Annotated in this window: 12 protein-coding genes; 4 read left to right on the forward strand and 8 right to left on the reverse strand. The window is 61.5% G+C overall.

Features of this window, described 5'->3' with window-relative positions:
• Positions 1–24 precede the first annotated feature (24 nt).
• The 8 genes from N2599_RS32015 to N2599_RS32050 form a co-directional block, all read right to left on the reverse strand.
• Positions 25–867, reverse strand: a complete 843-nt coding sequence (locus N2599_RS32015) for a class I fructose-bisphosphate aldolase (RefSeq protein WP_037141379.1) — start codon at positions 865–867, stop codon at positions 25–27.
• On the reverse strand, positions 840–2588 hold the full coding sequence (locus N2599_RS32020; RefSeq protein ID WP_027509082.1) for a glycerol-3-phosphate dehydrogenase/oxidase: 1749 nt from the start codon (positions 2586–2588) through the stop codon (positions 840–842). Before N2599_RS32020 ends, N2599_RS32015 begins: the two co-directional genes overlap by 28 nt.
• A gap of 12 nt (positions 2589–2600) precedes the next feature.
• Positions 2601–3596 (reverse strand): aldo/keto reductase, encoded by a 996-nt coding sequence (locus N2599_RS32025; RefSeq protein ID WP_027509081.1) that lies wholly within the window; start codon positions 3594–3596, stop codon positions 2601–2603.
• Positions 3593–4600, reverse strand: a complete 1008-nt coding sequence (locus tag N2599_RS32030) for a sugar-binding transcriptional regulator (protein ID WP_027509080.1) — start codon at positions 4598–4600, stop codon at positions 3593–3595. Before N2599_RS32030 ends, N2599_RS32025 begins: the two co-directional genes overlap by 4 nt.
• A 1-nt stretch (position 4601) precedes the next feature.
• A complete protein-coding gene (locus tag N2599_RS32035; protein ID WP_027509079.1) occupies positions 4602–5591 on the reverse strand; it encodes an ABC transporter permease in 990 nt (329 codons plus the stop codon).
• Between the two features lie 22 nt (positions 5592–5613).
• Entirely contained in the window at positions 5614–7140 is a 1527-nt protein-coding gene (locus tag N2599_RS32040; protein WP_027509078.1) for a sugar ABC transporter ATP-binding protein, read from the reverse strand.
• Between the two features lie 61 nt (positions 7141–7201).
• Entirely contained in the window at positions 7202–8230 is a 1029-nt protein-coding gene (locus tag N2599_RS32045) for a substrate-binding domain-containing protein (RefSeq protein WP_027509077.1), read from the reverse strand.
• A gap of 223 nt (positions 8231–8453) precedes the next feature.
• Positions 8454–9353 (reverse strand): LysR family transcriptional regulator, encoded by a 900-nt coding sequence (locus N2599_RS32050; protein ID WP_027509076.1) that lies wholly within the window; start codon positions 9351–9353, stop codon positions 8454–8456.
• Between the two features lie 113 nt (positions 9354–9466).
• On the opposite strand from N2599_RS32050, the gene N2599_RS32055 reads away from it, so the two are divergent.
• The 4 genes from N2599_RS32055 to N2599_RS32070 all read left to right on the forward strand — a co-directional run bounded on the left by N2599_RS32055 (position 9467) and on the right by N2599_RS32070 (position 13541).
• On the forward strand, positions 9467–10399 hold the full coding sequence (locus N2599_RS32055; protein ID WP_027509075.1) for a VOC family protein: 933 nt from the start codon (positions 9467–9469) through the stop codon (positions 10397–10399).
• Between the two features lie 107 nt (positions 10400–10506).
• Entirely contained in the window at positions 10507–11196 is a 690-nt protein-coding gene (locus N2599_RS32060; protein ID WP_027509074.1) for a hydrolase, read from the forward strand.
• 72 nt (positions 11197–11268) lie between these two features.
• Positions 11269–11559, forward strand: a complete 291-nt coding sequence (locus N2599_RS32065; protein WP_027509073.1) for a XapX domain-containing protein — start codon at positions 11269–11271, stop codon at positions 11557–11559.
• Positions 11559–13541, forward strand: coding sequence for an amidohydrolase (locus N2599_RS32070; RefSeq protein WP_027509072.1), 1983 nt, complete (start codon positions 11559–11561; stop codon positions 13539–13541). Before N2599_RS32065 ends, N2599_RS32070 begins: the two co-directional genes overlap by 1 nt.
• Positions 13542–13549 lie beyond the last annotated feature (8 nt).

The raw sequence follows: 13549 nt of genomic DNA on the forward strand, positions 1-13549 counted from the left end.
CCCTCCCAAGGTTCGGTTAGGCCATCAGCGCTGCTGGTAGAGCGCGACGGCGTCCTCGCCGCTCGCATCCTCGTGCACGATCGCCATGAGCCCGCGCACCACGGCGCTCGGATTGGCATGTTGGTAGATGTTGCGTCCATAGACCATGCCCATCGCGCCCTGCCGCATCAAGGCCGCGGACTTGTCGAACACAGCGCGCAGGTCTTCCTTGCCGCCGCCGCGCACCAGAACCGGGCAGCGCGCCGCCTCAACCACGCGGTGGAACTCCTCTATATTCGTCGTCGGGTCCGCCTTGATGATGTCCGCGCCCATCTCACGGGCAAGCCGTGTCAGAGTGACGATCTTGTCGGCATTGCCATCGACCATGTAGCCGCCGCGCTCAGTGACCGGCTGCATGACAAGCGGCTCGATCATCAGCGGCACGCCGTACTTTTCGCAGTCTGCCCGCACACGAGAAATGTTCTGCACGCATTGGCGGAACAGATCCGGCTCGTCCGGCAGCATGAAGAGGTTGAGCACCACGCAGACGGCATCCATCTGCAACGCGCCGATCAACGGCTCCGCCTCGTTCTGCAACACCGCCCACATGTCGCGATGGCGGATCCGGTTATAGGGGTTGCCCATGTCGATGCGCATGACGAGCGCCGGCTTCTCCTTGCCGGGAATGTCCTGCAGCAGGTCGGCTTGGCCGTAGTTCATCTGGATCGCATCAGGTTTCGCATCGACCAGCGCTTTTACGACAGCCGGCATGTCCTCCAGTCCGTCGAGGAACGACGGTTCGTTGCACACGCCGTGATCGATCGCCACATCCAGGCAACGGCCGTTGCCGAACAGCCGGTTCATCCGGATCTTGCGGTTGTCTCGCATAGTACGCTCCTTTGTGTGTTCCGTGCGGAAAGGGCTGCCTCCGCGACGCCGTGGCGCTCGCGCATGAGGGTGAGAAAACGGGTGCGCTCTTCGGCCTTGCACTGCGGTGGCCAGCCTTTTTCGTCGGCGAGGAGGTCGAGCGCGACCTCGACCATCTCGAGGGAAAGCTCACCGGTGATGGCGAGTGTTGTGCGTCGAAGGAGCAGGTCATCCAGATGCTCGACCGCCTCAGTGCGGATGAGATGCAGGAGTTCCCGTGCGCTGTAGCCGGCATGAGGCAAGAGGGTGTCCGGCCCCGCGGCGGTGAAGCGGACGACGTCCTGCGCATCTGTGCCGTAGCGCTCGAAAAGCGTTGCGGCGCGATCGAGCGAAAGGCCTGTCGAATCCGACAGGTCCCGGATCCAGCCGCTACGGTCGTTCGGAAATGCCCGTCCGCCGCCGAAGGTGCGATCCGCTGTATGGACGCGGCGGCTCCTGCCAAGCCGTTCCAACGCCACGTCGGCGGCGAGTTCGCCGAAGGAGCGGAAGGTCGTCCACTTGCCGCCGATCATGCAGAGCACTGGCGGCGCGCCGTCGCGGCCTTCGAGAACGGTGCAGAAATGGTCGCGCGGGATGCGGCCGGTGAAGCTGTCATTGCTTGCCGGCAGCGGGCGCACGCCGGCGAACTGGAAGACAATCTCGTCCGGGCGGATGCGGACATCCGGCAACACGAAGGCGAGCGATTGCAGGATATATTCCCGCTCGTCGGCCTCGCAGCGCACGTCGCCGGGATCGTCCACCCGGATATCTGTCGAGCCGACCAAGACCTTTCCGAGATAGGGAAAGAGGATGCAGATGCGCCCGTCGTCATTCTCGTAATAGATCATGTGGCCGTCGAGCATGTCGCGCAGCCCCACATTGTCGATGATGAGGTGCGAGCCCTTCGTGCCGCCCATCAGCGGCGCGGGACGAGCTGCTTCAGAAAAGAGTGCATAATTGACGATGTCGATCCAACCGCCGGTCGCGTTGATGACCAGTGCCGGCTTGATTGCCAAGGTTTCGCCCGAGACCCCGTCGTGCAGCAGAAATCCTCCAGCCGGAGCATGTTCGATCGTCGCATAGTTCAAGGCGCCGGCATTCGGGCCGGCCGAGAGCCCATCGCGCAGGAGCTCGATGCCGACGCGCTCCGGGTGACTCACCCAGGCATCGTAATAGGTGGCGGAGTTGCGGATCGCCGGGTTGAGCGCCGGCCATTTCGAAAGCGTGCTCCTGCGTCCCCGAAACTGATGGCGCGGCATCAGGGCACGCTTGCGCGTCAGGAAGTCGTAGATGCTCAGTCCAGCCTTGATGGCGACGGCGCCGCGGCGGCTAGGCCGGCGGGTGAGCCCCAGAAAGCGCACGATGCCGTTGGCGAGACCGGAAAAGACATCGAAGATCGGCACCGTGGTCGGGAGCGGGGCGACATAGTGAGGGGCGTTGCGCAGCAGCCGGTCGCGCTCGACGAGCGATTCCCGCACGAGGTCGAACTCGCCGTTTTCCAGGTAGCGCAGACCGCCATGCACCATGCGCGAGAGCGCGGCGCTGGCGCCGGAGCAATAGTCGCCCTTTTCCACGATGAGCACGTTGACGCCCTGCAGCGCCAGCTCGCGGAACACGCTGAGACCGTTGATACCGCCGCCGAGGACGCACACGTCCACCCTCGGGCTCCGGCGAAGCCCGTCCAATGTCTCTTCACGGTTCATGTTGTCAATCCGTTACCCGTCCATGTTGGTCAGCTTCGCCGATAGGGCGGAATCGATGGCAGCGAGATCTCCCGCAGAAAGCCGAAGCGTGCCGGCCCGCGCGTTGTCGAGTGCCTGTGCCGGGTTGCGCGCGCCGCAAAGGGCAAAGGTCACACCTGGCTGCGCCAGCGTCCAGGCGATCACCGTCTGGACGATGCTCGCGCCGTGACGCTCCGCGACGGGCCGGATCGCCTCGGAGAAATCGCGAACCTTCTGCCGGTTGGCGACGGAAAAGCGCGGGTTGTCCTTGCGCTGGTCGTCGCCGGAGAAGATCCGGTCCGGCCCAATGGTGCCCGAAAGAAGCCCGAGCGCCAACGAGGAATAGCTGAGTGTCGATACTCCGTCTGCAAGAGTGAGCGGCAGCAGGTCCGCCTCGATCTCGCGATCAATCATGCTGAACCGCTCCTGGATCGCATCAAGCGAACCAGAAGCTATGTACTGCTCAAGCTGGAACCGCTTGACGTTGCTGGCGCCGATGGCGCGAATCTTGCCCGCCCGCTGCAACTCCTCTAGCGCCGCGACGGTCTCCTCGACGGGCGTCGTCGCGTCCTGCCAATGAGTAATATAAAGGTCGATATGGTCCGTGCCGAGCCGGCGCAGGCTATCCTCCACTTCATGGACGATCGAGTCCCGGCCGAGATAGCGGTGAACCGGCTTTCCGTCCTGGTCGAAGAAGTGATTGCCCTTCTGCGTATGCCAGACGAGGCCGCATTTCGTGGCGATCACCGCCTTGTCGCGCCGGCCGGCAAGCGCCTTGCCGACGATTTCCTCCGCGCGGCCGAGCCCGTAGGCGGGCGCCGTGTCAATGAGGGTGACGCCGGCGTCGAGCGAGGCCTGGATGGCGGCAACGGACTGCGCCTCGTCGGTTCCGCCCCACATCCAGCCGCCGATCGCCCAGGTGCCGAGCCCCACGGCCGACGCCTTGACGCCGGAGCGCCCGATCTCGCGGATCAGCTGTTCGCCGCTCATGCCGAAACCCCTCCCTCGGATACAATTTCAAGAATGCGGGCCCCGGTCGCCTCGTCGGTGACAAGCGTGTCGAGATGCTTGCCGCGCAGGACACTGAGGATCGGGCCCGCCTTGTTTGGGCCGCTGGCGACGCCGATCTTCATCGGGATCGAGGCGAACTCCGGCAGGGTGAGCGACACCAGCGAGCGGTTGAGGCTGTAGTCGCAGACCCGGCCCTGGTCATCAAGCAGGTGGGCAAGCAGTTCGCAGCTTGCGCCCGAGCGCTCGATCGCCACCCGATCAGTACTGGAGGAAGGATGCAGGTCGTAATAGCTGGAGTCGTCCGTCAGGATCGAGCCGATGCCGACCACCGCCACCTTCGCCTCGCGCGCACGTTTGAAGACGTCGGCGACCGAACGCATGTTGATCAGCATCGCCCGCTGCTCGGCATCGTCAGCGAAGAGGGGCGCATGAATCTGGTAGGAACGTCCCCCGAGCCGGTCGGCCATCAGGGTCGAAACATGGTTGACGTCGGTATAGTGCTTGCCCTGCACGCAGCCAGTTGCCGGAATGACCTCGACATCAAAACGGCGTGGTGGTTGCAGACCGGTGACGACGGCGCTCACCCCTTTGCCGCCAGTGATGCAGATCGTGTCGCCGTCGCCGATCTCCTCCATCAGCAGGCGAGCCGCCGCCTCTCCGACCGCCTGAAGCGCGGTCTGCGGATTGCCGGAGACGGTCGGGACCACGATAGCGCGGCTGATGCCGCCGAGTGCCAGAAGCCGCTCCTCCATGTCGACCAGCGGCTCGACCGGGGACTTGATCTTAATCTCGACGAGGCCGAGCTGACGGCCGCGTTTGATGAGGCGGTTGACGGTGGCTTGCGAGATACCGAGCTGGCCGGCGATCTGGGCCTGCGTCAGGCCCTCCATAAAGTGCAGAACGAGCGCCCGGTGCATCTGGCGGGCGATGACGATCTCCTCGCGCGGTGCTGTCATCTTGGGTTTCAGTTTGGCAATTGGCATGTCAGGCAGCCTTCTGCTTGTGCAGGAAATGGTCGATCGAAACGGCAGCGAGCAGAATGCACCCCTTGATCATGTCCTGCCAATAGACTGAAACATTGAGCAGGATCAGAGAACTGGTGACGACAGAGAGAAGCGCGATGCCGAGGATGGCACCGAGTATCGTGCCCGAGCCGCCGTTGAGCGAAGCGCCGCCGATGACCGCGGCAGCGATGATGTTGAGTTCCATGCCGACGCCGAAGGTGGGGGTCGCCGCACCGAAGCGGGACATGTAGATGACGCCTGCGACCCCGGCGAGCGTGGAGCAGAGAACCGTCACCCAGAATTTCACCTGATTGGTCTTGATGCCTGAATAGAGCGCAGCCTTCTCGTTGCTGCCCGTATAGAAGACTTTGCGGAAGGCAGTGGCCCGGCGCAGCAGGAAATCGAATAGGATGACGACGGCGACGAAGATCAGGATGACGTAGGGGACGCCGTAAAAAGTGCCCTGCCCTACCGCCTTGAAGCCCGCCGGCAGCGTGAAGAGCGAGAGCGGCGTACCCTTTGTGATGATGAGGCAGAGGCCACGGACGATCACCATAGCCGCAAGCGATGTGATGAAGTGGTTGAGACCCACGACCGTCACAAAGAAGCCCATGATGCCACCGATGGCGCTGCTTGCGAGGATGCCGACGAGCGAGGCCGTCCACGGGTCGAGCCCGGCGAGGAAGAGCGAGCCCGAGAGCACCATCGCAAAGCAGACGACGGAGCCGACCGCAAGGTCGATGCCGCCGACGATGAGCAGGATCGTCATGCCTACGACGACGATGCCTTCAACGGAAAAACTCATCAGCATGGCGCGGAAATTGCCAAGTGTCAGGAAGTGTGGCGAGGCAAAGCTCATGATCACGCAGAGCGCGAGGATGATCGCGATCAGCCCTGCCTCGCGCATTGTGCCGATGCGTTTGAAGGACGATGTCTTCGGCGCGCCTGTCGCCAACGTGTCGATTGTCATTCCCGTCTCTCCCACTTTTTCTTCAGGCGGCATGGCTCGCCGCCTTGGCCGTTCCCACCCCCGAAGCGAGGCGGATCACGGCCTCCTCCGTCATCTCGTCGGGGCCGAGCTCGCCGGCGATGCGCCCCTCCCGGATGACAAGCACGCGGTCGCACAGCCCGAGGAGCTCCGGCATTTCGGAAGAGATGACGATGATGCCGATGCCCGACCGCGCAAGCTCGCGCAACAGGCGGTGAATTTCCGCTTTCGCGCCGACATCGATGCCCCGCGTCGGTTCGTCCATCAGGATGACTTTCGGCTTCACCGCAAGCTGCTTGGCAAGCGCGACCTTCTGCTGATTGCCGCCGGAGAGCGCTTTGACCGGCGCCTCAATGCCACCCATGCGAACCGACAGCCGACGCGCGAAATCCTCTGCCAGTGCGGCTTCCGCACGACGGTTCAGCAGGCCGATCGGATTGGTCAACGACTTAAGGTCCAGCACGGAGATGTTCTGTGCGATGGACAGTTCTAAAAACACACCCGACCCCTTGCGGTCTTCGGAGAGATAGACGATGCCGGCCTTCACGGCATCGGAATAGGCGCGGATCGGCTGCGCCTTGCCATGCAGGCGCAGCGCACCCGCCGAGCGCGATCTGAGCCCGCAGATGCCTTCGGCGATTTCGGTGCGACCGGAGCCGATGAGGCCCCCGATTCCGAGGATCTCTCCCTTGCATAGGTTAAAGCTCACATCATGGAAACGCTCGCCGTCGCCGATATTGTTGACCTCCAGGATCGTCTCCCCGGACGCGTCGTCCGCACCGAGCTTGTCTGGATAGAGCTGCGTGATCTCGCGCCCCACCATGCGGCGCACCACCTCGTCTGGCGTGATGTCGGCGATGTGGCCGGTACACACGCAGCGCCCGTCACGGAACACGGTAACCCGGTCGCACAGGCTGAAAATCTCGGCCATGCGATGGCTAATATAGATGATCGAAATGCCGTTCGCCTTAAGGTCGCGTATGATCGCAAAAAGCTGCCGCGCCTCGGTTTCGGTCAGCGCCGCGGTAGGCTCGTCCAGGATCAGCACGCGGCAGTCGAGCGTCAGAGCCTTGGCGATCTCGACGAGTTGCTGGCTGGAAATCGGCAGGTCCGCAACCTTGCGGCGGACGTCGATGGCGGCAAGACGGTTCATGACGGCCTGTGCATCGCGCTCCAGGGCGCGATAGTTCATGAAGGGAGCATTGCGGCGGTTGGTCGCCGCCATGAACATGTTTTCGGCCACCGTTGCATCCGGGCAGAGCGCGATTTCCTGGTGTACGAGCCCGATGCCGAGCGACTGGGCCGCGGCGGGGGAGGATATTCGCACGACCTTGCCGTCCACGCGAATTTCGCCTTCGGTCGGCTGCAGCACACCGGCGATGATGTTCATCAGCGTCGATTTGCCGGCGCCGTTCTCGCCGCAGAGCGCATGGACTTCGCCGCGCTCCAGCGTGAAATCGACGTCAGTCAACGCTGTCACCGCCCCGAAATGCTTGGTCACGCCATGAATGGTGAGCACCGGCTCCGCCATCGTCTTCCTCCCCGCGTCACGACCGTCCGCACCGAGGGTGCGGACGGCGATCCTTAGAAGCTTATTCCTCGATGCCCTTCGTGCCACGACGCTTCAAGTACTTGTCCCAGTAGAAGTCGTCGGCATTTTCCGCCGTCACAATGGACAGGCCGTTATCGACAACCGGGATGCTCATCGGGTTGAAGCCGGAGCGCTTGGCGTCGTTCATCGGGTCTATCAGTTCCGGATGCTTGGCGAACCACAGCAGCATGAAGCCCATATAGCCCTGCATGCCCTGGTTGGGGTTGATTGAGCCGAAGACTTCACCGGCCTTGATCATGTCGAGGATGTTGGCATTGACATCCGCGCACATGACGAGGATCTTGCCGCCGCTTTCCTTGTTTGCCTGCGCGGCGCCGATCGCCGAGTTCGCTTCGGGCATGAAGACCGCGCCGAGGTTCGGATTGGCCTGAATAAGGCTCGAAAGCCCCTGATAGGCCTTGGTCGGGTCCTGATTGGAAGCCGCGCGACCGACGAGCTTCATGTCCGGCCACTTCTCTTCCATGCGGGCGATAAAGGCCACGATGCGCTTGTCATGGTTGTCCTGGCCCGGATTCTCGAGAACCGCATATTCGCCCTTGCCGCCCATCTTCTCGGCGATCGCGTCGGCGGCATAGGTACCTTCGCGGGTGTTGTCCGAGGTAATGAAGGAGACGCGCTTGGAAAGCGGGGAGTCGGCCGCAAACGTGGCGACCGCCGTGCCCTGGTCGATCGCGCGGTTGATCGGCTCGATGAACGGATCGGAGTTCATCGGATGCACGAGAATGCCGGCCGGGTTCTGTGCCAAGGCTTGGTCGAAGGTGGCGATCTGCTTGTTGACGTCATATTCCGGCGTGCCGGTATATTCCGTCTCACAGCCGAGCTGCCGGCCGGCCTGCTTGAACATTTCATAGACGGGAAACCAGTATTCCACGCCCGACACCATGACGTTCATGACGTATTTTTCGCCCGGCTTACAGCGGAACGGGTTTTCCGTTTCGGCGGCCGCGGAACCGGCAAAAAGCGTTGCCGTAAGGACCGCCATCGCGGTCGTGCTGAGAAAAGTGCGCAAGTGTCCTCCTCGAGGCCGAAGCCCCTCCCAAAAGCCCAAAGGGCGCCAAACCGACGCCGGTGATCGCTGTGATGACCGGATTTCCTCCTCGAAGTCCGGTATGGACAGCTAAACGCAAGGTGTAGCGCATGTCAATATAATTCATGTGGTGAATTATAATTCAGGCTGTGGGAACTCGACGCGACGATCAGCTCGAGCAGCTTCCACTCTATGTCTGCGAAGATTATTCCATTGCAGTGATAAACGCCGGTACCTGTTGTTCGAAGAACTTCGAAAACGAGGCAATGCGCGGTGGCAGCGCCTGGTACGGCGGATAATATAACGTCAACCACAGGTTTGGCGGCGACCAATTTTGCAGGACATGAACCAGCCTCCCCGTGCGCAGGTGCTCCGCTACGTGGAACTTCGGCAGCATGGCCACGCCTGTACCATCGGCAGCCATGCTCGCAAGTACTTCTCCGTTGTTGGCACTGAACGCCCGGCCGGCAGACAGGATCGCGCTGCCGCTGCCATCCGACAATGTCCAGTTCTCTCGTTTGCTCTCACCGCTGTAGGCGAGGCAATCATCCGGCGACAGCTCGTTCGGATGTTCAATGCCCACAAATCGGCTTCCTGGCGCAGCTACGAGAATGCGGCGCACGACGCTGATCTTCCGCCAGATCGTGAACTTGTCGGACGGAGCGGCGGAGATGCGGACAGCGAGATCGTAATCGTCGTCGATGATGTTTACGAGACCGTCCGCCAAGGAAATCTCGAAGCTAATTTTCGGATAGCGCTCCCTGAACGCCGACAGGATCGGCGGCAAGACTTGCTGGCCGAACCAAGTCGGCGCGCTGATCCGCAATCGGCCATGATCCGCCTTGTGGGTGTTCATGACGTCCTTCCGCGCGTCTTCGAGAACCTTCACGGCTGGCTGTATCTGTGCGGCAAAGATCGCGCCGTCCGTCGTCAGTGACACCTGCCGCGTTGTGCGAATGAAGAGTTGAACGCCGAGATCACCCTCCAGGGCCGCGATCGCCCGTGTGACCGCCGCCGGCGTCATGTCCAGTTCGCGTGCTACTTGTGCAAAATTCCGTTTTTCGGCAGCCAGCAGAAACGTTCGAAGGGCCTTGTAGTCATTCATTTATTATTTCATCCTGCGCAATTCATTGACAACTATTATTGCAATTCCGGCAAGCGATCAACTGGCATAGATTTCTATTCACACGAGGCGAACAACCACGGAAAGACGACATCATGATCAAGGATATCAAGGGACTGCATCACATCACATCCATGGCTTCGGATGCCCGTCAGAACAATACGTTCTTTACAGACACCCTCGGCCTGCGCCGCGTCAAGAAGACCGTGAACTTCGACGACCCGAACGTTTACCACCTCTATTACGGGGATGAAGCCGGAACACCCGGCACCGTCATGACCTACTTCCCATTTCCTGACGTGATGCGCGGCCGGTCCGGCGTTGGCGAAGTCAGCGAGACGCAGTTTACCGTCCCGAAAGATTCGCTCTCCTTCTGGCAGGATCGCCTGACATCAAAAGGTGTCAGCAATGTTCAGACCGACACCACTTTCGGTGCCGACCGCCTGCGGTTCAACGGACCGGACGGTGAAAGTTTTGCCCTGATCGAAGCGGACGAAGATGCCCGAAAGGCTTGGAATGGAGCGGGGATTGAGGACAGTGTCGCCATCCGGGGTCTCTCCGGGGCACGGTTTCGGCTCCACGACATGTCTGGCACCGCTGAGCTTCTTGGGTTCATGGGCTACCAGCGCGCCGAGACCGAAGGTGACGTAACCCGCTTCATCATCCCGGGTGGAAATGGTGCCGACACGATCGACCTAGAAGCGCTTCCCCGGACGCCTTTTGCAAGGCAGGGTGCGGGTTCGGTCCACCACATCGCCTTTGCCGTTGAGAGCCGCGCAAAACAGCTCGAAGTCCGCAAGGCCCTGATGGATACGGGTTTCCAGGTCACCCCGGTCATCGACCGCGACTACTTCTGGGCGATCTACTTCCGCGCCCCAGGCGGGGTGCTGTTTGAAATCGCTACCAACGAACCCGGTTTCAACCGCGACGAAGACACGGCGCACCTTGGCGAGGTTCTGAAGTTGCCAGCCCGCTACGAGCCTTACCGTGCCCAGATCGAGGCCGGGCTTACGCCACTTGCGGCCTAATGTTCCAACTAGGTCGCTTTCCGACAATCCAGCGTCCCAACGTTCAAGACGCGCAGCGATCCCTGCCCCATTGCCTATCTTCAATCCAACTAGAAGGAAAACAAGAGATGTCTAACAAGCTTCAGGTCCTGACCCCGCAGAACAGCCAGATCATCTTCATCGATCAGCAGCCGCAGATGGCCTTTGGTGTCCAGTCGATCGACCGCCAGACTTTGAAAAACAACGTTGTCGGCCTTGCCAAAGCAGCCAAGATCTTCAACATCCCGACCACGATCACGACCGTCGAGACCGACTCTTTCTCGGGCAACACCTACCCTGAACTGCTCGCCGTCGTTCCTGAGAACGACATCCTCGAGCGGACCTCGATGAACTCATGGGACGACCAGAACGTCCGCGATGCACTTGCCAAGAACGCCGCCAACGGTCGCAAGAAGATCGTCGTCGCTGGTCTGTGGACCGAGGTCTGCAACACGACGTTCGCGCTCTCTTGCATGAACGACACCGATTATGAAATCTACATGGTCGCGGACGCCTCCGGCGGCACGTCTGTCGATGCACACAAATACGCTATGGATCGCATGGTTCAGGCAGGTGTCGTTCCAGTTACCTGGCAGCAGGTCCTGCTTGAATGGCAGCGCGACTGGGCACGCAAGGAAACCTACGAGGCGGTTACCTCTTTGGTGAAGGAGCATTCCGGTGCTTACGGCATGGGCATCGATTATGCCGTCACCCACGTTCACGGCGGCTCCGAGCGGGTCAGCCACGGCAAGCGCATCGGCCCCAACCCGGCCAAGTAAACCCGGCATCGCTCCGGCAGGACGCCGCACCTGCCGGAGCGAATTGCTCCCCCAAAGCGAAGGGTCTCCTCCATGAAAATCTATCTCCTGTCACTCGGTGTCGGCCTGCTGGTGGGCGTGATCTATAGCCTGCTCAATGTCCGTTCGCCCGCCCCGCCTGTCGTCGCTCTCATCGGTTTGCTTGGGATCCTGGTCGGCGAGCAGGTCGTGCCGTTGGCAAAAAGCATCTGGGCTCGCGAGCCTGCTGCCCGTTCCTGGCTTCATCAGGTAAAGCCGCACATGTTCGGCCACCTCCCGAAGGGCAGTCTGAGCGTGGTGGAGGTGACCTCCCCCCGCGATGGTCCGACATCGGGGAAAAGCTGATGACGACGCGCCGCACATTCCTGGGCGCAGCAACGAGCCTCGCCTTTTCAAACCTGGTTTCGCCGGTCAACGCAGCCGATCCCATCAACACCGGAGCCGCTTCCATGAACGCAGACATCGTTCTTCGCAACGGACTGATCACGACACTTGATCGCGCAAATCCGAACGCCAACGCGATCGCCGTCAAGGACGGTCTATTCATGGAGGTGGGCACCGACAGCGAGATCATGGCGCTCGCCGGACCGGACACGAAGATCGTCGACCTCAAGGGTAAGCGTGTGCTTCCCGGTCTGATCGACAACCATACCCACGTCGTGCGCGGCGGCCTCAACTTCAACATGGAGCTCCGCTGGGACGGCGTCCGTTCGCTCGCCGATGCGATGGACATGCTGAAGCGGCAGGTCGCCATCACGCCCGCCCCCCAATGGGTTCGTGTCGTCGGCGGCTTCACCGAGCATCAGTTCGCCGAGAAGCGCCTGCCGACTATCGACGAGATCAATGCGGTCGCGCCTGACACCCCAGTATTCCTGCTGCACCTCTACGACCGCGCTCTGTTGAACGGGGCAGCCCTTCGCGCCGTCGGTTACACGAGGGACACGCCAAACCCGCCGGGCGGCGAGATCACCCGCGACGCCAACGGCAATCCAACCGGCATGCTGCTGGCGAAGCCGAATGCGGGCATTCTCTATTCGACGCTTGCCAAGGGGCCGAAACTGCCTTTCGACTATCAGGTCAATTCCACGCGGCATTTCATGCGCGAGCTGAACCGCTTGGGTATCACCGGCGTTATTGATGCCGGCGGCGGATTCCAGAACTATCCGGACGACTATGCCGTCATTCAGAAACTCTCCGATGAAGATCAGCTTACCGTTCGCCTAGCCTACAATCTGTTCACCCAGAAGCCGAAGGAAGAGAAACAGGATTTCCTGAACTGGACGCAGTCTGTCAAATACAAACAGGGCAACGACTACTTCCGCCACAATGGCGCTGGCGAGATGCTGGTCTTCTCCGCCGCGGATTTCGAAGACTTCCGCCAGCCGCGCCCGGACATGCCACCGGAAATGGAAGGCGAACTTGAAGACGTCGTACGGGTGCTGGCCGAAAACCGTTGGCCCTGGCGCCTTCATGCCACCTATGACGAAACCATCAGCCGAGCGCTCGACGTGTTCGAGAAGGTCAACAAGGATATCCCGCTCGAAGGCCTGAACTGGTTCTTCGACCATGCAGAAACGATATCGGAGCACTCAATCGATAGGATCGCAGCGCTTGGTGGTGGCATCGCGACGCAGCATCGCATGGCCTACCAGGGCGAGTACTTTGTCGAGCGCTATGGTCACGGCGTTGCAGAGGCCACGCCGCCGATCAAGCGGATGCTCGAGAAGGGCATCAACGTCTCCGCCGGCACGGATGCGACCCGCGTTGCCTCTTACAATCCGTGGGTTTCGCTCTCCTGGATGGTGACCGGCAAGACCGTTAGCGGCATGCAGCTTTATCCCCGCGCCAACTGCCTTGACCGCGAAACAGCGCTCAGGATGTGGACCGAAAAAGTCGCTTGGTTCTCCAACGAGGAAGGCAAGAAGGGCCGCATCGAGAAGGGCCAGTTCGCCGATCTCGTCGTGCCGGACAAGGACTTTTTTTCTTGCTCCGAAGACGAGATTTCGTTCTTGACGTCGGACCTCACCATGGTCGGCGGCAAGATCGTCTACGGTGCCGGCGACTTCAAGGCGCTCGACGAAAACGATGTGCCTCCCGCCATGCCAGATTGGTCGCCTGTTAGGGCTTTCGGCGGCTATGCCGCCTGGGGGGACCCGGAAAGCGCCGGCAAGCGCTCGCTTCGCCGCACGGCGATATCGACATGCGGCTGTGCCAGCGACTGCGGTGTGCATGGCCACGACCACGCCGGCGCATGGACCTCGAAACTGCCGATCGCTGACCTGAAGGGCTTCTTCGGTGCTCTCGGTTGCTCCTGCTGGGCCGTATGAGGAAAAGA

The organism is Rhizobium sullae (assembly GCF_025200715.1).
GTDB classification, from domain to species: domain Bacteria; phylum Pseudomonadota; class Alphaproteobacteria; order Rhizobiales; family Rhizobiaceae; genus Rhizobium; species Rhizobium sullae.

What these genes read in the sequence shown, in the direction of transcription:
- N2599_RS32025 (WP_027509081.1), bottom strand. Translation starts at nt 3,596, where the DNA reads ATGAGCGGCGAACAGCTGATCCGCGAGATCGGGCGCTCCGGCGTCAAG.
- N2599_RS32020 (WP_027509082.1), bottom strand. Translation starts at nt 2,588, where the DNA reads ATGAACCGTGAAGAGACATTGGACGGGCTTCGCCGGAGCCCGAGGGTG.
- N2599_RS32060 (WP_027509074.1), top strand. Translation starts at nt 10,507, where the DNA reads ATGTCTAACAAGCTTCAGGTCCTGACCCCGCAGAACAGCCAGATCATC.
- N2599_RS32035 (WP_027509079.1), bottom strand. Translation starts at nt 5,591, where the DNA reads ATGACAATCGACACGTTGGCGACAGGCGCGCCGAAGACATCGTCCTTC.
- N2599_RS32030 (WP_027509080.1), bottom strand. Translation starts at nt 4,600, where the DNA reads ATGCCAATTGCCAAACTGAAACCCAAGATGACAGCACCGCGCGAGGAG.
- N2599_RS32070 (WP_027509072.1), top strand. Translation starts at nt 11,559, where the DNA reads ATGACGACGCGCCGCACATTCCTGGGCGCAGCAACGAGCCTCGCCTTT.
- N2599_RS32050 (WP_027509076.1), bottom strand. Translation starts at nt 9,353, where the DNA reads ATGAATGACTACAAGGCCCTTCGAACGTTTCTGCTGGCTGCCGAAAAA.
- N2599_RS32015 (WP_037141379.1), bottom strand. Translation starts at nt 867, where the DNA reads ATGCGAGACAACCGCAAGATCCGGATGAACCGGCTGTTCGGCAACGGC.
- N2599_RS32040 (WP_027509078.1), bottom strand. Translation starts at nt 7,140, where the DNA reads ATGGCGGAGCCGGTGCTCACCATTCATGGCGTGACCAAGCATTTCGGG.
- N2599_RS32055 (WP_027509075.1), top strand. Translation starts at nt 9,467, where the DNA reads ATGATCAAGGATATCAAGGGACTGCATCACATCACATCCATGGCTTCG.
- N2599_RS32065 (WP_027509073.1), top strand. Translation starts at nt 11,269, where the DNA reads ATGAAAATCTATCTCCTGTCACTCGGTGTCGGCCTGCTGGTGGGCGTG.